Annotated in this window: 24 protein-coding genes; 11 read left to right on the forward strand and 13 right to left on the reverse strand. The window is 61.9% G+C overall.

Annotated elements, in window-relative coordinates; all coding sequences use genetic code 11:
- Positions 1 to 114: 114 nt before the first annotated feature.
- Positions 115 to 2139, reverse strand: coding sequence for a thioredoxin domain-containing protein (locus J3L12_RS06810; protein ID WP_208014291.1), 2025 nt, complete (start codon positions 2137 to 2139; stop codon positions 115 to 117).
- A 39-nt stretch (positions 2140 to 2178) separates the two neighbouring features.
- On the opposite strand from J3L12_RS06810, the gene J3L12_RS06815 reads away from it, so the two are divergent.
- The 5 genes from J3L12_RS06815 to J3L12_RS06835 all read left to right on the forward strand — a co-directional run bounded on the left by J3L12_RS06815 (position 2179) and on the right by J3L12_RS06835 (position 7588).
- Complete coding sequence (locus J3L12_RS06815; protein ID WP_208014292.1) at positions 2179 to 2640, forward strand: RDD family protein; 462 nt, start codon at positions 2179 to 2181, stop codon at positions 2638 to 2640.
- Between the two features lie 164 nt (positions 2641 to 2804).
- Positions 2805 to 3107, forward strand: a complete 303-nt coding sequence (clpS, locus tag J3L12_RS06820; RefSeq protein WP_208014293.1) for an ATP-dependent Clp protease adapter ClpS — start codon at positions 2805 to 2807, stop codon at positions 3105 to 3107.
- 232 nt (positions 3108 to 3339) lie between these two features.
- Entirely contained in the window at positions 3340 to 3996 is a 657-nt protein-coding gene (locus J3L12_RS06825; protein WP_208014325.1) for a cation transporter, read from the forward strand.
- 145 nt (positions 3997 to 4141) lie between these two features.
- Positions 4142 to 6403 (forward strand): ATP-dependent Clp protease ATP-binding subunit ClpA, encoded by a 2262-nt coding sequence (gene clpA, locus J3L12_RS06830; protein ID WP_208014294.1) that lies wholly within the window; start codon positions 4142 to 4144, stop codon positions 6401 to 6403.
- Between the two features lie 216 nt (positions 6404 to 6619).
- Entirely contained in the window at positions 6620 to 7588 is a 969-nt protein-coding gene (locus J3L12_RS06835; protein WP_208014295.1) for an NAD-dependent epimerase/dehydratase family protein, read from the forward strand.
- 119 nt (positions 7589 to 7707) lie between these two features.
- Here J3L12_RS06835 and rplT read toward each other — a convergent pair whose 3' ends face one another.
- From rplT to infC, 3 genes are all read right to left on the reverse strand, one after another.
- Positions 7708 to 8055 (reverse strand): 50S ribosomal protein L20, encoded by a 348-nt coding sequence (gene rplT, locus J3L12_RS06840; RefSeq protein WP_208014296.1) that lies wholly within the window; start codon positions 8053 to 8055, stop codon positions 7708 to 7710.
- Positions 8056 to 8071: 16 nt separating this feature from the next.
- Positions 8072 to 8272, reverse strand: coding sequence for a 50S ribosomal protein L35 (gene rpmI, locus J3L12_RS06845; RefSeq protein ID WP_208014297.1), 201 nt, complete (start codon positions 8270 to 8272; stop codon positions 8072 to 8074).
- 181 nt (positions 8273 to 8453) lie between these two features.
- Positions 8454 to 9011: a translation initiation factor IF-3 gene (infC, locus tag J3L12_RS06850; RefSeq protein ID WP_208014326.1), complete on the reverse strand. Its 558-nt coding sequence runs from the start codon at positions 9009 to 9011 to the stop codon at positions 8454 to 8456.
- A 341-nt stretch (positions 9012 to 9352) separates the two neighbouring features.
- Here infC and J3L12_RS06855 point away from each other — a divergent pair, with 341 nt between their 5' ends.
- Positions 9353 to 10120 (forward strand): enoyl-CoA hydratase/isomerase family protein, encoded by a 768-nt coding sequence (locus J3L12_RS06855; RefSeq protein WP_208014298.1) that lies wholly within the window; start codon positions 9353 to 9355, stop codon positions 10118 to 10120.
- On the opposite strand, the gene J3L12_RS06860 is transcribed toward J3L12_RS06855, so the two are convergent.
- From J3L12_RS06860 to J3L12_RS06885, 6 genes are all read right to left on the reverse strand, one after another.
- The gene (locus J3L12_RS06860; protein ID WP_208014299.1) at positions 10117 to 10515 is read right to left on the reverse strand and encodes a DUF2089 domain-containing protein; all 399 of its coding nucleotides are present in this window, start codon (positions 10513 to 10515) and stop codon (positions 10117 to 10119) included. The two genes, J3L12_RS06855 and J3L12_RS06860, sit on opposite strands and share 4 nt — an antisense overlap.
- 15 nt (positions 10516 to 10530) lie before the next feature.
- Entirely contained in the window at positions 10531 to 10887 is a 357-nt protein-coding gene (locus J3L12_RS06865; protein ID WP_208014300.1) for a hypothetical protein, read from the reverse strand.
- A gap of 51 nt (positions 10888 to 10938) precedes the next feature.
- On the reverse strand, positions 10939 to 11382 hold the full coding sequence (locus J3L12_RS06870; RefSeq protein WP_208014301.1) for a hypothetical protein: 444 nt from the start codon (positions 11380 to 11382) through the stop codon (positions 10939 to 10941).
- A gap of 69 nt (positions 11383 to 11451) precedes the next feature.
- Complete coding sequence (locus J3L12_RS06875) at positions 11452 to 12201, reverse strand: hypothetical protein (protein WP_208014302.1); 750 nt, start codon at positions 12199 to 12201, stop codon at positions 11452 to 11454.
- A 93-nt stretch (positions 12202 to 12294) separates the two neighbouring features.
- Positions 12295 to 12471: a hypothetical protein gene (locus J3L12_RS06880; RefSeq protein ID WP_243455013.1), complete on the reverse strand. Its 177-nt coding sequence runs from the start codon at positions 12469 to 12471 to the stop codon at positions 12295 to 12297.
- A 114-nt stretch (positions 12472 to 12585) separates the two neighbouring features.
- Positions 12586 to 14346 carry a M3 family oligoendopeptidase gene (locus tag J3L12_RS06885; RefSeq protein ID WP_208014304.1) on the reverse strand — a complete coding sequence of 587 codons (1761 nt, stop codon included), beginning with the start codon at positions 14344 to 14346 and terminating at the stop codon, positions 12586 to 12588.
- Positions 14347 to 14393: 47 nt separating this feature from the next.
- Here J3L12_RS06885 and J3L12_RS06890 point away from each other — a divergent pair, with 47 nt between their 5' ends.
- Positions 14394 to 14798: a thioesterase family protein gene (locus tag J3L12_RS06890; RefSeq protein ID WP_208014305.1), complete on the forward strand. Its 405-nt coding sequence runs from the start codon at positions 14394 to 14396 to the stop codon at positions 14796 to 14798.
- A gap of 119 nt (positions 14799 to 14917) precedes the next feature.
- Here the strand turns inward: J3L12_RS06890 and J3L12_RS06895 are convergent, their stop codons facing one another.
- Together J3L12_RS06895 and J3L12_RS06900 are read right to left on the reverse strand one after the other, a co-directional pair.
- Positions 14918 to 16186, reverse strand: a complete 1269-nt coding sequence (locus J3L12_RS06895) for a S41 family peptidase (RefSeq protein ID WP_208014306.1) — start codon at positions 16184 to 16186, stop codon at positions 14918 to 14920.
- A 174-nt stretch (positions 16187 to 16360) separates the two neighbouring features.
- Positions 16361 to 17077 carry a hypothetical protein gene (locus tag J3L12_RS06900; protein ID WP_243455014.1) on the reverse strand — a complete coding sequence of 239 codons (717 nt, stop codon included), beginning with the start codon at positions 17075 to 17077 and terminating at the stop codon, positions 16361 to 16363.
- Between the two features lie 105 nt (positions 17078 to 17182).
- Here J3L12_RS06900 and J3L12_RS06905 point away from each other — a divergent pair, with 105 nt between their 5' ends.
- Genes J3L12_RS06905 through J3L12_RS06915 form a run of 3 tightly spaced genes read left to right on the forward strand, consistent with a single transcriptional unit; the run spans position 17183 to position 19939 of the window.
- Entirely contained in the window at positions 17183 to 18688 is a 1506-nt protein-coding gene (locus J3L12_RS06905; protein WP_208014308.1) for a peptidase S10, read from the forward strand.
- Between the two features lie 54 nt (positions 18689 to 18742).
- Positions 18743 to 19360 carry an MBL fold metallo-hydrolase gene (locus tag J3L12_RS06910; RefSeq protein WP_208014309.1) on the forward strand — a complete coding sequence of 206 codons (618 nt, stop codon included), beginning with the start codon at positions 18743 to 18745 and terminating at the stop codon, positions 19358 to 19360.
- A gap of 57 nt (positions 19361 to 19417) precedes the next feature.
- Complete coding sequence (locus tag J3L12_RS06915; protein WP_208014310.1) at positions 19418 to 19939, forward strand: DJ-1/PfpI family protein; 522 nt, start codon at positions 19418 to 19420, stop codon at positions 19937 to 19939.
- Between the two features lie 303 nt (positions 19940 to 20242).
- On the opposite strand, the gene J3L12_RS06920 is transcribed toward J3L12_RS06915, so the two are convergent.
- On the reverse strand, positions 20243 to 20440 hold the full coding sequence (locus J3L12_RS06920) for a hypothetical protein (RefSeq protein ID WP_208014311.1): 198 nt from the start codon (positions 20438 to 20440) through the stop codon (positions 20243 to 20245).
- Positions 20441 to 20548: 108 nt separating this feature from the next.
- Between J3L12_RS06920 and ychF the strand changes: the two genes are divergently transcribed.
- Positions 20549 to 21667 carry a redox-regulated ATPase YchF gene (ychF, locus tag J3L12_RS06925; RefSeq protein ID WP_208014312.1) on the forward strand — a complete coding sequence of 373 codons (1119 nt, stop codon included), beginning with the start codon at positions 20549 to 20551 and terminating at the stop codon, positions 21665 to 21667.
- The last annotated feature ends 52 nt before the right edge of the window (positions 21668 to 21719 follow it).

Genomic DNA, 21719 nt, shown 5'->3' on the forward strand with positions numbered 1-21719 from the left:
TGTAAAAGACCGTATATCGAGCACAACTCCCCCTGTAGCTGGCCATTATGCGCCTCCCACCGGTCGGGTTGGTTCGTCCCCATTCAAAACCAGACAACTTGAGCACTTCGATATTCAGGGCATAGGTTGCGTCCGCTGACTTGGATAAATAGCCCCCACCTCACCCCAAAGCTGCTCCAGGCTGGCCGCCGGGAGTCGGCAGGCCCCTTGCTGGCACAGGTAAGCCAGTCCGGGCTGACGGTTTTGTAACACCGGCAGAGTACCAGGGGAGCCTGCGGCCAGGGTGGTGAGCGGCAGGAACCAAGCGCGAACTGCAGGCAACATTTCCGAAGGGATCACCACGGCCAACTCAGAGCCTCGAGTACCCACCAAGTGCGCTTGCAGCAGCGCCGGAAAACCAAAGGGATTGCGGGTCAGGCTCTGGGCATGAAATGCCACCGCCGCCAGCGCCGCCTCATGCCAGTCGGGGCGCAGGTACAGCGCCGCAAGCCGAAACAGCAGCTCTACCGCCGAGGCGCTACCAGAGGGGTAGGGGCCATCGTAGGCATCGCGGACAGCGACAGGCAGGGTTGGGTCAAGCGAGTCGCGGAAACCCCCTGCAGGCTCACGGAAGTGGGTCAGAATGGCCTCGACCAGGGCATGTGCGGCCTCCAGCCATTCCATCTCGCCGGTGGCTTCATAGAGCGCCAGCAAGCCCAGCCCGTAGTGGGCCTGGTCGCTAAGGTAGGCCTGGGGTTTGAGCAAACCCTGCCGCCAGGCGTGTCGCAAGAGACCCTCCCGGAACATTTCCTTCAGGACAAAACGGGCGTTCCGACGGGCCGCCTCCACATAGGCAGGTTCCCCCAGCCAGCGCCCCACCTCCGCAAATGCCCGCAGCATCAGGCCGTTCCAGTCGGCCAGCACTTTGTCGTCGGTGAGGGGTGGGGTGCGCTGGCGGCGGGCTTCATATAGCCGGTATCGCACACTTTTGACCCAGCTTTCAAAGGATTCCGGCCCCATCCCCAGGTGTTGCATGAGCACCTCGTCGGGGATGCGGCGCTCGAGGACGTTGGTGTGCTCCCAGTTCCCGGCCTCCGAAACCCCAAACAACAGGCCGGCGGCTTCTGCTTCTGCTCCCAGGACTTCCCGAAACTCTCGCTGCTGCCAGACGTAGAACCTGCCCTCCACCCCTTCCGAGTCGGCATCCTGCGCTGAGTAAAACCCGCCTTCCGGCCCGGTCATCTCGCGCAGCACATAGTCCAGGGTTTCGGTGGCAATGCGTCGGTAGCGGCGGCGCTGGGCCTGGCTGACCTGGCCAAGCAGGCTCGAGGCCGCATAAACCCGGGCCAACTGCGCGTTGTCGTAAAGCATTTTCTCGAAGTGGGGCACCCGCCAGATGTGGTCTACCGCGTAGCGGTGGAATCCACCCCCCACCTGGTCATATAGACCACCCTCAACCATGCGGTCTAACGTGAGCTGCAGATGTTTCCAGGCCGCATCGTCGCCCAGCCAGGCATGGGACAGCAGATACTGCAGGGCGGGTGACTGAGGAAACTTGGGAGCAGCCCCAAACCCTCCGTAAGCAGGGTCGAAGGTTCTGGACAAACCGGCCAGGGCCATCTGGTGCAGATTCTCGGGCAACTCGCCCTGGCGGGGCTCGAGCTGGCCCTGCAGGAAGGCTGTGAGCTGCTCGGCGTTTTCCAATACCTCTTTTTGCTGGTGTTGCCAGGCATTGTGCACCCCCACCAGTACGCGACGGAAGCTCGGCATACCCTGGCGATCCTGGGGTGGCCAGTAGGTGCCACCAAAAAAAGGCCGTAGATCGGGCAGCAGAAACATGTTCATGGGCCAACCGCCCGAGCCGGTCATGGCTTGCAAGGCCGACATGTACACATGATCCACATCGGGCAGTTCCTCGCGGTCAACCTTAACGGGCACAAAGTGCGTGTTGAGAATAGCTGCAACTTCTGGATCCTCAAAACTCTCCCGCTCCATCACGTGGCACCAGTGGCAGGTGGCATAGCCCACCGAGAGAAAAATGGGCTTATGTTCGGAGCGGGCTTTAGCAAACGCCTCCTCGTCCCAGGGGAACCAGTCCACCGGGTTGTGGGCATGTTGTAGCAGATAGGGGCTGCTTTCCTTGGCTAAACGGTTAGGCACTCGCTCAGAGTAGCGCCAGGTCGCTAAACTAAAAGTAGCATGACTCGCCTGGGGCCTTCCCTCAAAACCCTCCGATACCTAATCCACCGGCTGCTGGCCGGCCTGATTGACCTCGGGGTGATGGCGGGTTTGCAGTTTGGCATTGCGGGCTCGGCCAATGCCCTATTTCCGCCCACCTATCCGGGGCACTATTTCTCTGCCGAGGGCCTGCTTCTTTTCGGGGTGTTTTCGCCCCTGGCCTGGTTCTTGTATTCGGTGCTACCCCTGACCCGCACGGGCGCCACCCTGGGCAAGGAGATTATGGGGATTCGGGTGGTCGGCCAGGGTGGGCAGAAAGTGTCCCTCCTGCAAGCTTTTATGCGTGAAAGCGCCGGGCGCTGGCTCAACGCTATGGTGCTTAATTTGGGGCTGCTGTTTGTTCTCTGGGACAAAGACCGGCAGGCTCTGCACGACATGGTGGCAGATACCTTTGTGGTGTGGCGAAATCGCCCAGCCTGGTAACACACCCTCGGTAAGAGCATTCCCTAAAACGCACTCCCTCGCCTGGCAAGTGCATTTAGAAGGGACAGTATGCCGCATACCCCGGTTTCAGGTGACGGCCTGGAGCACCGGCACTCGAGCAAGCTCACCTTTCGGCCCGGTACCGATTGCTACACTGGTAAGCCGTGAGCAACAGCAACACCAAGACCCGTACCCAGGCGAAACCGACCACCCGCACCCCGCCCTTGTACAAGGTCTTGTTGCTCAACGACGACTACACCCCGATGGATTTTGTGGTGTATGTTTTGATGCGGTTTTTCAAGAAAAGCGAGGCCGAGGCCACCCGCATCATGCTGCAGGTGCACCACGCTGGGGTAGGGGTTGCAGGAGTTTACCCCTTTGAGATTGCCGAGACCAAGGTTAATCAGGTAATGGACGCCGCCAGCGCCGAGGGACACCCTCTACAGTGCGTTATGGAGCCGGAGTAACAGCGCCGGTGGTTGCCTGCTAACGCCCGATGCACAGCGGTCAATGGTCTATAGCCGATGGTTGAAGGCTGCCCGTATAACTGACTTCTGTTTCGATGGGCTAGACGAGGGTTGACCTGCGGCCTAGGTGTACCCATCACTTTGCACAACAGGGATACTTGATGCTGGCTTTTCAGTATCCAAGGTGCCACCGGCACAAATCATTTGGCCCTGCCAGGTTAGCGTTGTGAGCATGTATCTACCCCCCCATGCGAACCGCTGGTATTTGCTGGCCTTCTGGCTGGCCGTGCTGACCATTGTCTACAACCTCCTCGAGGGGCTGATCTCGGTCTGGTTTGGCCTGGCCGACGAATCGCTTACCCTATTTGGCTTCGGCCTGGATAGCTTTATCGAAATGATCTCGGGTATGGGCATTCTGGCCATGGTACTGCGCATCTGGCGGCACCCTGGAGCCCCCAAAGGTCGCTTCGAGAAAACCGCCCTGCAAATCACCGGCACCGGCTTCTACGGGCTGGTGGTTATTCTCTCGCTGATGGCCATTTACAACCTCGCCACCCAGCACAAGCCCGAAACCACCCTGGCCGGTGTGATCATCGCCATTATCTCCATCTCGCTGATGTGGGCCCTCATTCACTACAAAACCCAGGCCGGCATGGCCCTGGGCTCGGAGGCCATCCTGGCCGATGCCAAGTGCGCTCGAGTCTGCATGTATATGTCGGGGCTATTGCTGGCTTCCAGCCTGATTTACGCCGTTAGTGGCATCTGGTTTGTGGACAGCCTGGGGGCCCTGGGGCTGGCCTACCTGTCCTTTACCGAAGGGCGCGAGGCCTTTGCTAAGGCCAACGGCGCCGAGTGCAGCTGTCATGTAGAGGGCACTTCACATGTATAGAGCCATACGAAAGTAAGAAAGTTTTGTCCTGGACACAACAGTGGCCGCCCTAAAGAGCGGTAAGTCTGTAAAAGACGCGATAGGCCGGTGAGCTGCACAATGGCACAATCTGAGGCCGGCGCCTTGCTAGACTGAACTTGCAGGTATGGAAGCACCCCTGACCCCCGCTTTAGAACAGTCTATTCGACGGGCCCTCCAGATGGCCCTCGAGCGCGGTCACGAGTACGCCGGTTTGGAGCATTTGCTGCTCGCCCTGCTCGACGACCCCGACGCCAGCCGGGTGCTGCGCCATACCCGGGTGAACCTGGAGCACCTGCGAATGCTCCTGGAGGAGTCGCTCCGGCAGTTCGAGAGCACCCCAGGCCAGGAGCCCGAACCCACCACGGCCTTCCAGCGGGTTATTCAGCGGGCGGTTTTGCAGATGCGCTCCGCCGGGCGTGACCAGGCCAACGGCGCTAATGTGCTGGTTGCCATTATGGACGAGCGGCAGTCGGCAGTGTATGCGCTACTGGAGCAACTCGGCGTGACCCGGCTCGACCTGACGGCGGCCATTTCCAGGGGGGCTCTGCCCAAGGGAACCTCTCAACAAATTGAGCCGGTGCAGGTTGGCGAGGAGGGTTCAGGGGTGGCCGAGAACCCCCTGGAGGCTTACTGCACCAACCTGACCGAACGCGCCCGCAAGGGCGAGCTGGATCCCCTCATCGGGCGCGAGCGGGAACTCGAGCGCATGCTGACCATCCTTTCGCGCCGCCAGAAGAACAACCCCCTGCTGGTCGGCGACCCCGGTGTGGGGAAAACCGCCCTGGTGGAGGGGCTGGCGCAGCTCATCGTGGCCCCCTCCAGCAAGGGTGGGAGCGCTCCGTTGCTGCCCGAGCGTATCCGGGGGGCCGAGGTGTTTGCCCTGGACATGGGCAGCCTGCTGGCGGGTACCCGCTACCGGGGCGACTTTGAGGAGCGGGTCAAGGCCGTAATGAAAGCCCTCGAGGCCCACCCCAACGCTATCCTCTTCATAGACGAAATCCACACCATTGTGGGGGCTGGCTCCACTACCGGCTCCACCGTGGACGCCAGCAACCTGCTCAAGCCCGCCCTGACCGGCAAGCTCAAGTGCATCGGGGCCACCACCTTTGCCGAGTACAAACACTTCGAGAAAGACCGGGCCATTGCCCGCCGCTTCCAGAAAATTGACATTGCCGAACCGTCCCACGCCGACGCAGTGAAGATTCTGGAGGGCCTCAAGCCCCGGCTGGAAGCCCACCACCGGCTCACCTACACCAAGCAAGCCCTGGAGCGGGCGGTGGAGCTCTCGGCCCGCCACCTCTCCGAGCGCCGCCTGCCCGACTCGGCCCTGGACGTGCTGGACGAGGCCGGGGCCGCTCAGGCCCTGCTACCCCCTGGCAAGCGCAAGAGCCGTATTGGCGTAGCCGAGGTCGAGGCCACCGTGGCCCGCATCGCCCGTATACCGGCCAAGAACCTGAGCCGCGACGACGAGGTGGTACTTGCCAACCTCGAGCAAGAACTCAAGGGCGCGGTTTTTGGGCAGGATCGGGCGGTGGAAGAGGTCGCCAGCGCCATCAAGCTCTCGAGGGCCGGGCTGCGCGACCCGCAAAAGCCCATGGGCTCGTATCTGTTTGCAGGCCCCACGGGCGTCGGCAAGACCGAGCTGGCCCGCCAGCTGGCCGCCTCGCTGGGGGTGCCGCTGCTGCGTTTCGACATGTCGGAGTACATGGAAAAGCACTCCGTCTCACGTCTGATCGGCGCCCCGCCGGGCTACGTGGGCTTCGACCAGGGCGGCCTGCTGACCGATGCCGTTCTGCAAAACCCTCACTGCGTGCTACTCCTGGACGAGATCGAGAAAGCCCACCCGGACCTTTACGCCATCCTGCTGCAGGTCATGGACTACGGCAAGCTCACCGACCACAACGGCAAAAACGTGGACTTCCGCAGCACCATCCTGATTATGACCACCAACGCCGGGGCTGCCGAGGCCAGCGAGCGCCGGGTCGGCTTTCTGGGCGGCACCCGGGCTGAAGCCAGCGAGGAAGCGCTCAAGCGCATGTTCACCCCTGAGTTTCGCAACCGGCTGGATGCCATTGTGCACTTCGACCCGCTCTCCCCTGCCGTCATGCAGCAGATTGTGGGTAAGTTTTTGCGGCAGCTCGAGGCCCAGCTCAAAGAGCGCAAGGTGGCCCTCGAGGTGCGCCCTGAGACCCTGGCCTGGCTGGCCGAAAAAGGCTACGACCCGCTGATGGGCGCCCGCCCCCTGGCCCGGCTGATTCAGGAAAAAATCAAGAAGCCCCTGGCCGACCTGCTGCTCTTTGGCCCGCTCAAGAACGGAGGACGCCTGGCTATCTTGCGCCAGGGCGAGGAGATAGCGCTCGAGACCGAAGGTGCGAACACTCCGTAAGGCTCGGCCCAACTCACGGTAGGGCATGGGGGTCTCGTCCATCATCCAGGATGTTTTCGTCGGCCTCCCGGCATTGGGCGGGTTTGCCAAAGACACGATTTCGCACAGACTTCTCTTCACGCCCGGTAGAACCTGCATCTATTGAAGCTAAACAGGCACTACAGCATCCATCCAGGGGTGGACGAGTGGGCCGGCTATTTGGGTTATGCTCAGCCCATGAACATTCTGCTTTTAGGGGGCACCCGCTTTGTGGGTCGGCACATTGCCGAGGCGGCCTTGCGGCGCGGCCATACCGTCAGCACCTTCACGCGTGGCACCAACCCCCTCCCCGGCACCGAGTCGCTGGTGGGAGACCGTCAAAAAGGCGACCTGAAGGCCCTCCAGGGTCGTACCTGGGATGCCGTGGTAGACGTGAACGCTTACCGACCCCGCGAAGTGCGCGAGGCCATTGGTGTACTGAAGGGTCGGGTCGGGCGCTATGCTTTCATCTCCACGGTCTCGGTCTATCAGGAGTCCAGCGAGCCACTGGACGAAACCTCACCCCTGCAAGCCCTGGCCGATCCCACGGTTGAAGAGGTCACCGGCGAAACCTACGGCGGGCTCAAGGTGTTGTGTGAGCTCGAGGTGGAGCGGGCCTTTGGTAGCCAGAGCCTGGTTGTGCGCCCCCATCTGGTGGTAGGGCCACACGACCCCACCGACCGCTTCACCTACTGGCCGCGCCGCTTTGCCGGGGGAGGCCAGCTGCTGGTACCAGGAAAGCCCGAGCACACCCTTCAGTTTGTGGATGCCCGCGACCTAGGCCAATTTGTGGTGCTGGGCCTGGAAAAAGGGTTGAGCGGGGCCTACAACGGGGCTTCTACCCCGGTGTCCTGGGGCAGCCTGGTCGAAGCCTGTCAGCAAGCCGCCCCCCACCCAGCCGAGGCCGTCTGGGCCGATGAACAGTGGCTACTAGAGCAACAAGTAACGCCCTGGGCCGACCTGCCCGCCTGGATTCCTTCCTTTGCGCCCGGACGCGGGATCGCGCAAACCCAGAACACCAGGGCCCAGGCTGCCGGTTTTACCATGCGACCCCTCGTGCAAACCGTGCAGGACATTCTGGCCTGGGACACAACCCGCACAGAACCCCTCAAGGCTGGCCTGAGCCGGGAGCGGGAACTCGAGCTCATCCAACGCTGGCTGGCATAGAGCGGTTACTACAAATACCCAGTACGACAGTTTTTGCCGCGCTGGGTACATTTGGTACAGGTAAAAAAAAGGGGGCCTAGCGGCCCCCAGGAATTTTCGAGCTAAATACAGACCCGGTCTCAGGCCCGGGCTTTGCTGATCAGTTCGGCAAAGGCCTCGGGCTGGCGTACGGCGATATCGGCCAGAATCTTGCGGTCGAGCTCGATACCGGCTTTTTTCAGGCCGTGCATAAAAACGCTGTAGCTCAGGCCATGCTGGCGGGCCGCAGCGTTGATACGCACGATCCACAGGCGACGCATATCGCCCTTGCGCTTGCGGCGGTCGTTGAAGGAGCGCATGGCCCCGCTGAACAGGGTTTCGCGGGCCTTGCGAACGCTCTTGGAGCGCAGGGCATAGAAGCCCTTGGCACGCTTGAGGATGGCTTTGTGTTTACGGCGACGGACTACACCGGTCTTGGCGCGTGGCATTCAATATCACCTCTCCTTATACGTCGTAGGGCATGAGCTGGTGGACACGGCGCTCTTCGCCCTTGGAGAAGGTGAAGTCGCGCCCCTTCTGACGGCGGCTGCTGCCCGACTTGTGCCAGTTGAGGTGGCGTTTTCCCGGCTTTTTGCCAACAACCTTGCCAGTAGCCGTGATCTTTACACGGTTTTTGGCGCCCTTGTGGGTCTTCATCTTGGCCATTGTGTGCTCCTGTATCTGCGGCCTGAGTGCCTCCGAAGAGGGCTTGTAAACTCGGCAGCCTTGTAAGTATAGCACCCCTTCACATCATTTGCCAACGAAAATTCGAAAAAACGGGCGTAAACAATACCCGACCTCACCAGGGCCGGGTCAACTTTTTGGCAGTCTGGGCAACAAATAAACCCTAGGTGGGGTTGCCAGACGAAGCGGCAGGGGCCACCGGGGCCGAGGGCTTGGAGCCTGGCGCCATAACCATGTTCATGTCGCGGCCCAGCATTTCCGGGCGCATTTCCACAAAGCCAATCCCCTCGAGGTCTTTGGCAATGCGCTCGAGGAGCCTGTAACCAAGTTCCTGGTGAGCCATCTCACGCCCACGGAACATGATCGTAACTTTGACCTTGTGCCCCTCCTCGAGGAAGCGCCGAATATGCCCAACCTTGGTGTTGTAGTCGTGGGCCTCGATTTTTGGGCGCAACTTCATGCTCTTGAGTTCGGTGCGCTTGGCTTTTTTGCGGGCCTCTTTCTCGGCCTGCTGTTGCTCATAGCGCCACTTGCCGTAGTCGAGCAATCTGGCCACAGGTGGAACGGCGTTGGGCGAAACCAACACCAGGTCGTATTCGCGCTCTTTGGCCATGCGCAAGGCTTCGCGGGTGTCCACCACCCCTACCTGGTTTCCTTGCTCGTCAATCAGGCGTACCTGACGCACCCGAATTCGTTCATTTACTGGAACATCTCTGGTTATAACTTCACCTCCGCAAGCAACAAACCCGGCTGAGTTTGGTCACCTACGCCCTCGAGTGTACACAAAAAGCGGGTCAAGGGGCAACGTGAAAAGCAAGGCCGCAAAAAATGGGTTGGGTTTTTCACTCATATACCAACTTCACCTGAACACTCAGCTATGATGAGCCCCCACACTCGGCGAACCCGCAGGGCCGAAAGCCGAAAGCTCAGGGCCAAAGGCTCTGCGGGTAGTACGCAGGTCGTTGACATGGCTAGCCCCTATGATGCGCGTTCAACTAAAGCTGGCATCACTGGCATGAAGTTGGCTCTCCTGACCAGGCTCCAAACGTTAGCATGTTGGGTATGACCGTACTCACCTCCAATCACGAGGGTATCCGGCTGCTCACCCTGAACGACCCCGAAAGGCGCAACCCACTCTCCCCCCCGCTGGTAAAGGACTTGCTGCGAGAGCTGGACGCCGCCGAACAAGACCCCAGCACCAGGGCAGTGGTGCTGACCGGCGCGGGCCTGGCTTTCAGCGCCGGGGCCGACCTGGACTTCTTGAAGGGTGTCACCACCGCCGGGGCCGAGGCCAACTATGCTCACTCCCGCGAGCTGATGCGCCTGTTCCACCGCGTCTACACCTTTCCCAAGCCCACCCTGGCCGCCATCAACGGCCCAGCAGTTGCCGGAGGGGCCGGGCTGGCCACCGCCTGCGACCTGGCCGTAATGAGCGAGGAGGCCAAAATTGGTTATACCGAGGTGAAGATTGGCTTCGTAGCCGCGCTGGTGGGGGTGATTCTGGTGCGCAATGTGGGGGAGAAGCACGCCAAGGAGCTCTTGCTAACAGGCAGGCTGGTATCGGCCCCGGAAGCCTACCGGATGGGGCTGGTGAACCGAATCGTGCCCGCCGAGCAACTCCTGGACGAAGCCCTGGCGCTGGCCCAGGAAGTTGCCGCCAATGCCCCCACCTCGCTGTCGCTCAGCAAGGAGTTGCTGAATGCCCTGCCGGGAATGGGCCTCGAGGACGGCTTCCGGCTGGCCTCCATCGCCAATGCCTGGGTGCGCGAGACCGGCAACCTGGCCGAAGGCATCGCCGCGTTTTTTGAGAAGCGACCACCCCGCTTTTAGCGTTTCTTCAAGGCCCGCAGCCGTTCAGCGGCTTCGGCGGCGCTGATCTGGCCTTTTTCCAGCGCCGCCAGGATGGCCTCTTTTTCTTCGGGGGATGAGCCGGTCTCGGGAGCGTCCTGGTATTCGTACCCCAGCACCCGGAGCAGGCCCTCGAAACGGGCCCGGATGGTGGGGTACGAGAGCCCCAGAATCCGCTCCACCTCCTTCAGGTTGCCCCGCACCTTGATGTACAGGCGCAAAAACTCCAGGTGTTCGGGGGGCAACAGGGCAAACTCGTTGGGCTGAAACTCGCCCCGAACCTCGCTGCGGCAATCTGAGCAGACCAGTCCGGTCACGTGCAGACGCCCGTTGCAGCCCGGTACGGGGCATTGGGTCGGCATGGGAAAGACTCTCATAGGGACTCCCATAATTCACCACAAACCGATCTTGACGTACACCTGCTTGGGAGCGTTGGAATCGAAGGCTTTGGGCTTGACCTCCACCTCTACCAGGGCAAAAGGCGGCATCTTCCGCAGTTCCCAGGTCTGGCCCCGCAGGGCCTCCAGGGCATGCAGGGCAAAAGCGAGCTGGGGGTCGCGGCTTTGGGTTCTTCGGAGAATCCACAGGCCCATCATCAGGAAAAACTCGAGCATCACCAGGGGGGCGAACAAGAAGATGGGCAACGGGATTTCTTGCACCCGCACCCAGATGTACACAAACCGGGGGCGAACCAGGCTCAGCTTCGAGAACCAGTCTGCGCTGGGGGTCGCTTTCAACACTGCCACCATACTATGATCTCCGTCCCGCGCCAGGGAGGGGCCCAAGACCCACCCCAACCCTCAGACCACCTCAATCAAGACCCGCATGGGGCCGGTCATCTTGGTTTCGCCCTCGCTCACCTTGGCCACGTCGCTGATTTCCACATCTACCAGGCGGCCCTCCGGTAGCTCGCCCTTGAGCATGTCCAGGATGCCCGCAATATCAATGCCCTGGGCGTTCAACTGCTGCTTGGCCTCGGGGGGGATGAAGTTGGAGGCGAACCTGGCCAGGGCCGCAGGCACATTGACCTTGACCTTGACATCCTCTCCGTCCACCACAATGCGAATCATCCTGGCGAGGCCTTTAGGGGGGGGTGGGGTGGTAGCCACCGCGTAAGCGTAGCCTGCACTGGGGGCCGCCGTCTGGGGTCGCCCAGAGTCCATTGCTTCCAATAGGCGAATGGCCTCCTCGGCGGTAATTTTGCCTTCCTTGACCATATCCATGATGCGCTTTTTGTCTTCCATACAGGGCTCCTTAGCGAATCGCAAAGAAAAAACCGTGGGTAAAGGGCCTTTGGCCGATGGGGTCATGGCCTACCTCGCCTTGACTTCCAGGTTGCCCATGCGTACCGAGACCTCGAGGCTGGCCCTTCCCTCCCCTAGCTGCCCTTTGGCCCCGTTCGGGGTGCGATCAAACCCTCTAATTTCCTGGTTGCCCAGGCTCACGCTGGGGCTGAGCCGGACGCTGCTTCCGGGCAGCAGGTCTAGCTCGACATTGCCCATCGAGGCCCGCAGGCGGTGCTGACCGTCCCGTAGCAGAAGGGAGCCCTCCACGTTGCCTGCCGTGACCTCGAGGTTGAGCCCCTCCACGGCCTGAAGCTCGACATTGCCCGCCGCCACCCGGCCCTTCAAAAAGGCAATGCCCTCCGCTTCGAGCTGGGCGGCTTTGCTATCTATCTCCAAACCCCAGCCCGGCGGAAGGCGCAGTTCCAGCGAACCCACCCGACCTATGAGACCGCCCAAAAAGCTGCCCCCCGCCATCTCGGGCCACACTTCCAGGTCGGGCCCCGCCGAGCGCACTTCCGCCGGGCCCTCGACCACAGGCATCTGGAGGCTCTCGTCGAGCCGGGCCTCGAGCTGACCTGCCGTGAGCCGAACCCGCACCCAGCGCAACCCTTCCGGCTGCCAGCCGCTGGGTTGGGCGGCATACTGCTCGCCCAGGGTGGCCTGGGCCTGCTGGGCCGCCGTATCGCCTTCCTCGAGGGCCGAAAGCAACAGATCGGCTTCCTGCTGGGTGATTTTGCCTGCTTGCAACAGGGCCTGGATACGCTCTTGTTCAGACATGGGAACCTCCACGGTGGGCTTCACGCTCAATTTCTTACCGGTAGCCGGGGTAGGGGGCCGTGACCACTTTGTTCATCCTCCAACCCCCTGGGCTCAAGCCCCGCGCAACCGCCTTTTAGCAGGGGTACGGCTGGGGGTCGGCTCCAGCGCCTCGGCCCAGGCCCGAAGCTGCTGGGCAACGCGGCGGCGAAATGAGTGTTTGGGTAGTTGGCGCTCCCGCTCGGCTTCCCGGCGGTAGGTCTCGATTTTCTCGGTGATTGCAACGGTCAATTCAGCTTGATTGAAGTGTCCGAACATGGTTGACCTCCCTGGCAATAACTATAAACCTGGGAGTTATATTTTGTCAATGATTTTTTTACATTTAGTAAATCTGATTTTTCTATTTCAAAGAATCATCTGCTCAAAACGCTCGATCCGCTTGACCAGTACGGCCATTCCCTCCTGCCAGAAGCCCTCCGATTCCAGATCGTAGCCAAAGCGGGCCGCCAATTGTTCAGCAGGGTACTTGCCCACCGAGGCTAGCAGGTCTTCGTACTGGGCGACAAAACCGGCACCCTCGTCCAGGTACCGCTGGTACAGCGCCAGGCCAAATAGGAGCCCGAAGGCATAGGGGAAGTTATAGAAGTTCGAGCCGTAGTAGTGCCCCTTCACCGCCCACATGTAGGGGTGATAGGTGGCCAGGGCCGCGCCGTAGGTCTCTTGCTGGGCCTCTAGCATTAGCTGGCAAAACTCCGCTGCCGAAAGTTCCCGTTCCCGGCGCCTGGCAAACACCGACTGCTCAAACAGAAAGCGGGAGTGAATGTCCACAATGACCTGGGCTGCGCTTTGCAGGCCGCCCTCGAGCACCCCCAGTTGCTCGGCGGGGGGTAGCACCCGCAGGGCGGCCTCTCCCACCACCGTCTCGTTCATGATGGAAGCGGTCTCGGCCAGGGTCATGGGCTCCTGGCGCAGCAGGTAGGGCACTGCCCGCAAGCAGTGGTTGTGGTAGGCGTGGCCCAGCTCGTGGGCCAGGGTCGAGAGGGACTCAAAGCTGTCCTCGTGGTTGAGCAGAATGCGTGAGCGCCCCTGCCCTACAGGCGTGCAGTAAGCCCCGCCCACCTTGCCCTTGCGCGGTGGGGCATCCAGCCAGCGCTCGGCAAAAGCCCGCCGGGCCAGGTCGGCAGCCGCCGGGGAGAAGCTCGCCAGGTGCTCGATGATGAACTGCCGTCCTTCCTCCCAACCCCACTTCCTGGGGCGGGCGCCGGGTCGTACCACCGGAGCGAACAGATCCCACCAGTCTAGCCTGTCCTTGCCCAAAGCCCGTGCCTTGGCGGCAAAATAGCGCCGCCAGTGGGGCAAACTATCCACCATCACCTGCTGCATGGCCCATAAGGTCTTGCGGCGGATACGATTCTCAAAGAGTGCAGGGGCCAGGTCGTCTGGCCACCCGCGCTTACGGTTCAGGGTCGAGACCTCGCCCTTGTAGCCGTTGAGCGCCGCTGCCAGGGCGGTTTCGTGGGCTTTCCAGGCGCTAAGCTCAGCCTCGTAGGCAGCCTTGCGCACGGCCTCGTCGGGGTGCATGGCCAGGTTCCGCACAGCGGTCATGGGCAACTCCTCCCCCTGCACCACCGCCGTAATCTGGCTGGTCAGGTTGCCGTGCAGCTTGACCCAGGCCCGCCCCCCCGAGAGCGAGAGTTCTGCGGCCAGCACTTCTTCGGGCTCGGACATCAGGTGCTGGGTCTGGATCTTGGCCTCCTCGAGCAGAATCCGGTAGTCTCCGGCCTGCACCGCATCGGCCTCGAGCCGGGCCAGCCAGCGCTGAAGGCGGGGGCGCAGCTTCTGGTACTCGAGGTGCAGAAGCTCGAGCTCCGAAAGCCTGGCCTGGGCCGCAAAGTCTGCGCTATCAGCATCCACCCGCATCTGCACATAGGCATACAGCGGCCCCAGGGTATCGCCAAAGGTGTTGAGCTTCTCCACCAGGGCCCAGAAGGTAGGTCTGTCGGTAGAAGCTCCCTCCTGGCCAATGCGGTGGGTCTCCAGGAAGTCCAGCAAATCCCGCAGTTGAGCCGCCACCTGGTTCCAGGCAGTCAAAAACTCGTTGGACTCAAATCCTGGAAACAAAGAATCCAGATCCCAGGTAGGAAGCTCGGCAGTGGCTTGGCTCATAGGCCCAAGTATAGGGATTCGACTCGAGTCGGTATAGAATCCAGGGCATGTATTTTCCGGTGCGTGTCCCCCTCGAGGTGCGTTTCAGCGACCTGGACACCCTCAAACACGTCAACAACGCGGTTTACCTGACCTACGACGAGGTGGCGCGGGGCCACTACCTGCGGCGGGCCGGGGCTACCATAGACAGCGGCCATTTCGTGATGGCGCGGGCCGAGGTGGACTACATTCAACCCATCCTGTTCGAGCAGCAGGTGGAGATTGCCCTGCGGGTGGAGCGGGTGGGCAACTCGAGCTTCCGCACCCATAGCGAGATCTGGGCCAATGGAGCCCTGGCCGCCCGCATCAAGGTGGTGGTGGTCTGGCTGGAAGACGGTAAACCTGCCCGCATCCCCGACTGGTTGCGCGAGGCCATCCGAACCCTGGAAACCGAGCCGGTCGAGGGCTTGTGAGGAACTTACCAGAAGTGGATTGATCCATGCAAAAGGCTGTTCGCTATGCATTAAGCCCTGTGTCGGGCTCCCAAATCTTTGACCTGAGACCCCAGACCTTTCGGCAACCCCGCGCGAGACTACTCTTGCTCAACCCCCACATTCACGCCCATCAAGAGCTCAATGGCTTTTTCCAGCATCAGGTCGCGCCCTTCGGCCAGGGCCTGAAAGTCGTCGGCAAAGCTTATGCTGGGGGTTACGCGGTCGGGGTAAAAGCTGCCGTCCTTGCGCTGGGCCCTCGAGGTGGTCACCTGCAGGCCCGAGCCATCGCTCAGGCGCAAGAAAATGGTGGCGGTATTGCCCACCCCGGCAGTGGGCTGCCCAATCACCGGGGCCTGGCGGCCTTCCTGTAAGTCGAAGGTGAAGTATTCCGCACACGAAGCGGTGCGCTCGTTCACCAGCACCACCACCGGGCCTGTCCAGCGAACCGCCTGCACCTCGTACTGCGGGCGGTCTCGGCCCCCCGAGCGGAAGTAGTAGTAGCCGTCTTTGTAGCCCTGCTCACTGGCGCGCATGTTGTCCTGCAAGCGCCGGTAGGTCTCCTCGACAAAGGCCCCCGCCCCCACCAGGCACTCGCTCAGCACCCCGCCGCCGTTGTTGCGCAGGTCTATGACCATGCCTTTGGCCCCCGCCGCCTGGGCCTGGCGTACGAGTTCGTGAATGCGCGGCCCCACCTGCTGATAGCCGCTGAACGAGGGAATGCGCAAGACCGCCACCCCATCCGAACGCAGGCTGAGCGAGGGTAGCTGCCGCAGGGAGATAATCCTGGGGCGCACCTCCACCTCGAAACGCTGCTGCACCCGCTGGATGGTCAGGCTGACCGGCCCTCCTGCGCTCAGGCGCTCGCGCAGGAAGTTGCTACGCTCTGCTTCGGCCTGGGGCAAGGGCTCGCCATTCACCGCCAGGATGCGATCCCCCCGGCGCAAACCCGCTTCCTCCGCAGGGGTTTCGGCGCTCACCTCTATCACCAGCAGGCCCTCGAGCCCCGGCACCACCTGGAGCTGCACGCCCAGTTGGGGGCGACTGCTGCTGGTTCCAGCCAGGCGCCGCTGGACTTCGGCGTAGTCTTCTGGGGTGAAGTAGCGGGTGTGGCGATCCCCGATTTCAGCCACCAGCGAGGCAATCACCGTGTAGGCTTTGTTCGCAGGGCAAACCACCTCCTGGGCGCAGATTTTCTCGAGCTCCCCCTGGTACTTCTGCCGCAGTTCCTGCGGCCTGACCTGCGAAAAACCCCCGTAGTAGTCGTTCAGCAAACGACTCACTTCGCTGAGCAAATCCTGGGCCGGGCTGGCCAGACCGAGCCCCGCCCACAACACCAGCACGACCCCCCAAAACCGCCGTTTGTCCATGCTCTATTTTTAGCGCCAAAGTTGGGGATGTGGGTTGTCTAAATCACAACTGCGCGGGCAATACGGGTTCGTCAAGTGTCGCAGGTCTCAGGTCTCATGTCACAGGTCACGTTGCTTTTGGCCTTCAGCTTTTAGCTTTCAGCTTTTGGCCTTCGGCTCTTAGCTTTCGGCCCCCTACGGCATCCTGAAGGTCTCGGGCCTGAGCACCGGGTTGACCCGGGCTTCTTGCACCTTGACCTCGGCAAACAGGGTGCCATCGGCGTAGAGGCGAGCCTGGAAGGGAATCTGGATGCCCGAGACCCGCCGCAGGTCGGCGTAGAGCACCGTCATCTGCCCCTGGCTATTCTGGTAGCGCTCGGCGATGAGCTGGTGCTGGGCATTTGCCAGATAGGTGGTCTTGCTGCCCTGAGTCGTGACTTCTATGGCGGTTCCTGTGCGGTCGCCAAAGGTGTGACGCCCCAGCAGCCGGGCCTGCTCTCTTCCGCTGCTTCCCAGGCGCAGGCCGTACCAGGTCTGGAACAGTCCGTTGCGAAGCTCCTGGGCCAGTTCGGCCTCGAGGGCCTTGCTCCCCGAGACCACGCTCCAGCTCTGTCCGCCTGCGGGGGTTACCTGGAGCACCTGAATGAGCTTGGAGCCGTCGCGGTACTCCACCCTGAGCCGCCTGGAAGGAAAATCTGCATACGAAACCACCGTTAGCTGGTTCTCCGGTTGCGGCCCGGAAAAGGTGGTCAGGGTGGCGGTTTCCTGGTAGGTACGCAAATTGGCCAGGGCCGGCCCACCGTGGGCAAGGCGCATTTTTTCCAGCAGTTGGGCGGCCTCCGGAGACACCTGGGCCAGTCCCAGGGCGCATAGCATTACTGCAAGCCCCAGCGTGTACTTCCATCTCGGCATCATCCCGCCCAGGGTATCGCAGGATTGTGTATGTCAGATAAGGCCTGCCTGAGCGCCGCTGGCCTGGGTTTTGAGTTACCCCGAGTGGGCGTATAGTATAGCCCCATGCCGGAAGAAACCAAAACCACCGAGACCAAACCCACGCCGCAAGATCAGCTCACCACCACCCAGCACAGCATCCGCATTGGAGGGAAGGAACTGCGCTACAGCGTAACCTGCGGAACTGTGGTGCTGCGCGAAGAATCGGAAAAGGACGGCACCGCCGAGGGGCACAAACCCAAGGCCACAGTGTTTTTCGTGGCCTACACCAAAGAGGGCGTAAGTGACCGCAGCCAGCGACCCATTACCTTTTCCTTCAACGGGGGGCCGGGTTCGTCCTCGGTCTGGCTGCACCTGGGCCTACTGGGCCCCAAACGGGTGGAGATGGGCGACGCCGGGGCCCTCACCCCCCCGCCTTACCGGCTGGTAGACAACGAACACACCCTGCTCGAGGTGAGCGACCTGGTCTTCATCGACCCGGTCGGTACGGGCTATAGCCGCATGGTGGAGGGCGAGAAAACCCGGGAGTACCACGGCTTCAAGCGCGACCTCGAGAGCGTGGGGGAGTTTATCCGCCTCTACACCCACCGCTACGGGCGCTGGACCAGCCCCAAGTACCTGATCGGCGAGAGCTACGGCACCACCCGGGCGGCGGGCCTGTCGGGCTATCTGCAAGAGCGGCACGGCATGTACCTGAACGGCCTCATGCTGGTCAGCAGCATTCTGGAGTTCTCCACCGCCCGCTTTGGCCCCGGCAACGACCTGCCGCACATCCTGTTCCTGCCCACCTTTAGCGCCACCGCCTGGTATCACGGCAAGCTTCCCAAAGACCTCCAACAAAAACCGCTAAAGGCCCTCTTGAAGGAAGTGGAAGCCTTTGCCGAAGGCGAGTACACCCTGGCCCTGATGCAAGGCAGCAAACTGGCCTCCGCCGAGCAAAAGCGCATCGCTCAGAAGCTGGCCCGCTACACCGGCCTAACAGAAGCGTACGTACTAGCCAGCAACCTGCGCCTGGAGATCTTCCGCTTCACCAAGGAGCTTCTGCGTGCCGAGCGCAAAACCGTGGGTCGGCTGGACAGCCGCTTTACCGGCACCGACCGCGACGCCGCCGGGGCTGCCTTCGAGTACGACCCCAGTTATGCCGCCATTCAGGGGCCCTACACCGCCACCCTCAACCAGTACGTGCGGCAAGACCTGGGCTTCGAGAGCGACCTGCCCTACGAAATTCTCTCCAACCTGTACCAGAACTGGAGCTACAAGGAGTTCGAGAACCAGTACCTGAATGTGGCCGAGACCCTCCGCAAGGCCATCTGCATGAACCCCTTCCTGCGGGTGTATGTAGGCAGCGGCTACTACGACCTGGCCACCCCCTACTTTGCCACCGACTACACCCTGAACCACCTGAGCCTGGAACCCCACCTGCAACAAAACATCCAGGTACACTACTACCCCGCCGGCCACATGATGTACGTGCACCTGCCCTCGCTGGCCCGGCAAGCCGCCGACCTGAAGGCGTTTGTGCAGGGTGAACGCAAGCCGACCCGGAAAAGTAAGGCCCAAGCCAGACGGTAAAAGCCGAAAACTGAAGTTCTGAGCGCAAATACCTATCAGAGCGCACACCTCGCAATGAATACCCCACCGCCCATTACCGTTGTGAATGTGGGCTACCGCTCTACCAACTACTGGGTTGTAAGCGCGGGCACCTCGCGCTTGCTGGTGGACATCGGCTGGCCCGGAACCCTTGGAACCCTGAAGGCCCATCTTGCCAGGGTGGGCATCCCCCTCTGCGAGATTCGCTACGCCCTGGCTACCCACTACCACATAGACCATGCGGGGCTTGCCGAGGAGCTCAAGCGGGAGGGGGTTCAACTGCTGGTGCTCGAGGTTCAGCTCGAGGCCATCCCCATCATGAAAACCTGGACGAAGCCAGGAGATCACTACCTGGACATCACGGAGCACGGCAACATCATCATCTCATTCGAGCAGAGCCGCCTGCTCCTGGGCCAGATGGGAATTGCTGGCGAAATCCTGCATACGCCAGGCCACACCGACCACTGCGTCTCGCTTGTACTGGACAACGGCTTTGCCTTCACCGGCGACCTCCCGGCAGAGGCCTATGCTTTCGATAACCCCGTCGCACTGGCAAGCTGGCAACGCCTGCGAGCAAAGGGGGCAACCAGCATATACCCCGCCCACGGGCCGGTGTGGCCCATTGGGGAAGCGCCCAGTACGCCATCCTCTTGAGGGTTGTGTGCCCACACGCGCCGCTCAATCTTTGGCCTTGGTTGGTAGGATGAGGCCATGCGAATGGGCGTTTTGCTCACACCGGGTTTCCTCGAGGCCGAGGCGGCCCTGACGCTCGAGGTGGCCCGGCTCCTGGGCTGGGAGCGGTTCACCCTGGCACGGGGACGCACCGCCCTGGAAGGCAGCGCGGGCGCGGTCTGGACGCCCAGGTACACCTTCGCCGCCAGGCCCGAACTGGATTTGCTGGTGATTCCCGGCGGCCCCCAGATGCGAAAACTGGGGCGCGATGCGGAGCACCAGGACTGGTTGGGCGAGGTGTGGGAGGGCCTGCGGGCGGTGTTCGCCGGGGCCAATGGGGTGCTTTTTTTGTGGGAGGCCGGACAGGTCTCGGGCCAGGTCGCCGCTCACCCCATTGCCGAAGAAGCCCTGGCCGGAACCGCATTAGAGCGCTGTAAAGAACCCTACCACTGGCAGGGCAAGGTCTGTACCACCAGGGGCTACCTGGCCCTGGCCGGGGCCGTGCTGGACTGGGCCGGGTTCGCCCAGGAAGCCAGGGCCCATCTTGGCTTGGGCGAATGATACCGAATCCACATCGTTCCTCTCGCCTTCACAAACCGACAGCTAGGCAGAAAGTTGCGCCTGGGGTGTCGCCTGATGAGAGGGCTCGCCCTGTGCCCCCATAAAGCTGGCATAAAAAACGCCCCCAGAGCGCCCTTGTGGTTCTCTGAAGCTCCCCGGTGAGCAGCAAACGCAGGGCCTGGCGGTAACCCAAACGCTCTTCAAACAGGGGGCGTGTATCTGGCCTGGTTTGCAGCGCTGTTCGCTTTTGGCCTTGAACCTTGGGCTTTCAGCACACCAATGATTTGCCGACTCATTGCAAGCTCACTGGGGCGCTACATAGAGCAACACCGCCGTAACCAGCCCGGCAATCACCACCATTGCCAGCAAGGCCACCAGCACGTAGCTTTCATCGGCCAGGATATCGGCGGGCTTCTGGGATAGATTCTGGGTATCCAGGCCAAACTGCACCATCAGCAGCACTGCCGCCACCGCCAGCATCAAGAGCAGCACCGTTGCCATGAACACCTCCTGAGACACCTCGAGTCTACCCTTCTTGCCCGGGGCTTTTGCCTCTGGGTTAGAATGGGGGCTTGTGTGCAGGCAGCGTGGCCTGCCCAGAGGAACCGCATGGCATCACTCGGAGTCGGCATCGTAGGTCTTCCCAACGTGGGTAAATCCACCCTCTTCAACGCCATTACCAAAGCAGGCGCCCTGGCCGCCAACTATCCCTTTGCCACCATTGACAAAAACGTGGGGGTGGTCACGCTCCCCGACCCGCGTCTGACCGCCCTGCAAAAGCTCTTTGTGAAGGGCGAACGGGTGCCGCCCATTGTGCCTACCCATGTGGAGTTTGTGGACATTGCCGGGCTGGTGAAGGGGGCCCACAAGGGCGAGGGCCTGGGCAACCAGTTTCTGGCCAATATCCGCGAGGTAGCCGCCATTGCCCACGTGGTGCGCTGCTTCGAAGACCCCAACGTGGTGCATGTGGCCGGCCAGGTCAACCCCCTGGACGACCTCGAGACCATCAACACCGAACTGGCCCTGGCCGACCTCCAGACAATCGAAAAGCGCCTGGACAAGCTGCGCAAGTCGGCCCGCACCGACAAGGACGACAAAGCCCTGCTGGAGGTGCTGGAACCGCTCATGCAACACCTTTCGCAGGGCCAGCCCATCCGAACCTTCAAGGGTGCCGAGCCGGAACTTTTGAGCAAAGCCGCCCGCGAGATGGGCCTGCTCACCTACAAGCCCGTGATTTACGTGTGCAACGTGGCCGAGGAAGACCTGCCCGATGGTGCCCAGAACCCCCACGTGCAAAAGGTGCGCGAGGCGGCAGCCCAGGAGGGCGCCGATGTGATGGTGGTCTCGGCCAAGATCGAGGCCGAACTGGCCGAGCTTTCCGAGGAAGAGGCTGCCGAGTACCTGCAAACCCTGGGCCTGAAGGAGTCGGGGCTGGATCGACTGGTGCACACCGCCTACCACACCCTGGGCTTGCAAACCTTCTTCACTGCTGGGGAGAAAGAGGTGCGGGCCTGGACCATTCGCAAAGGCACCAGGGCCCCCCAGGCCGCCGGTGAGATTCACTCCGACCTCGAGCGGGGCTTCATCCGGGCCGAGGTGATCGAGTGGCACAAGCTGGTGGAGGCCGGCGGCTGGGCCCAGGCCAAGGAAAAAGGCTGGGTACGCACCGAAGGCAAGGACTACGTGGTGCAGGACGGCGACGTAATGCTGATTTTGTTCAACGTGTAGCCGAAAAATCTGCCGATAGCCGATGGTGGATAGCCGATAGCCCTAAGCTGGC

The sequence above is a fragment of the Meiothermus sp. CFH 77666 genome, assembly GCF_017497985.1.
Lineage (GTDB): Bacteria > Deinococcota > Deinococci > Deinococcales > Thermaceae > Meiothermus.

Coding starts and splice junctions, on each gene's coding strand:
- J3L12_RS06815 (WP_208014292.1), top strand. CDS start 2,179: ATGACTCGCCTGGGGCCTTCCCTCAAAACCCTCCGATACCTAATCCAC.
- J3L12_RS06825 (WP_208014325.1), top strand. CDS start 3,340: ATGTATCTACCCCCCCATGCGAACCGCTGGTATTTGCTGGCCTTCTGG.
- clpA (WP_208014294.1), top strand. CDS start 4,142: ATGGAAGCACCCCTGACCCCCGCTTTAGAACAGTCTATTCGACGGGCC.
- J3L12_RS06835 (WP_208014295.1), top strand. CDS start 6,620: ATGAACATTCTGCTTTTAGGGGGCACCCGCTTTGTGGGTCGGCACATT.
- rplT (WP_208014296.1), bottom strand. CDS start 8,055: ATGCCACGCGCCAAGACCGGTGTAGTCCGTCGCCGTAAACACAAAGCC.
- rpmI (WP_208014297.1), bottom strand. CDS start 8,272: ATGGCCAAGATGAAGACCCACAAGGGCGCCAAAAACCGTGTAAAGATC.
- J3L12_RS06855 (WP_208014298.1), top strand. CDS start 9,353: ATGACCGTACTCACCTCCAATCACGAGGGTATCCGGCTGCTCACCCTG.
- J3L12_RS06860 (WP_208014299.1), bottom strand. CDS start 10,515: ATGAGAGTCTTTCCCATGCCGACCCAATGCCCCGTACCGGGCTGCAAC.
- J3L12_RS06865 (WP_208014300.1), bottom strand. CDS start 10,887: ATGGTGGCAGTGTTGAAAGCGACCCCCAGCGCAGACTGGTTCTCGAAG.
- J3L12_RS06870 (WP_208014301.1), bottom strand. CDS start 11,382: ATGGAAGACAAAAAGCGCATCATGGATATGGTCAAGGAAGGCAAAATT.
- J3L12_RS06875 (WP_208014302.1), bottom strand. CDS start 12,201: ATGTCTGAACAAGAGCGTATCCAGGCCCTGTTGCAAGCAGGCAAAATC.
- J3L12_RS06885 (WP_208014304.1), bottom strand. CDS start 14,346: ATGAGCCAAGCCACTGCCGAGCTTCCTACCTGGGATCTGGATTCTTTG.
- J3L12_RS06890 (WP_208014305.1), top strand. CDS start 14,394: ATGTATTTTCCGGTGCGTGTCCCCCTCGAGGTGCGTTTCAGCGACCTG.
- J3L12_RS06895 (WP_208014306.1), bottom strand. CDS start 16,186: ATGGACAAACGGCGGTTTTGGGGGGTCGTGCTGGTGTTGTGGGCGGGG.
- J3L12_RS06900 (WP_243455014.1), bottom strand. CDS start 17,077: ATGCCGAGATGGAAGTACACGCTGGGGCTTGCAGTAATGCTATGCGCC.
- J3L12_RS06905 (WP_208014308.1), top strand. CDS start 17,183: ATGCCGGAAGAAACCAAAACCACCGAGACCAAACCCACGCCGCAAGAT.
- J3L12_RS06910 (WP_208014309.1), top strand. CDS start 18,743: ATGAATACCCCACCGCCCATTACCGTTGTGAATGTGGGCTACCGCTCT.
- J3L12_RS06915 (WP_208014310.1), top strand. CDS start 19,418: ATGCGAATGGGCGTTTTGCTCACACCGGGTTTCCTCGAGGCCGAGGCG.
- J3L12_RS06920 (WP_208014311.1), bottom strand. CDS start 20,440: ATGGCAACGGTGCTGCTCTTGATGCTGGCGGTGGCGGCAGTGCTGCTG.
- ychF (WP_208014312.1), top strand. CDS start 20,549: ATGGCATCACTCGGAGTCGGCATCGTAGGTCTTCCCAACGTGGGTAAA.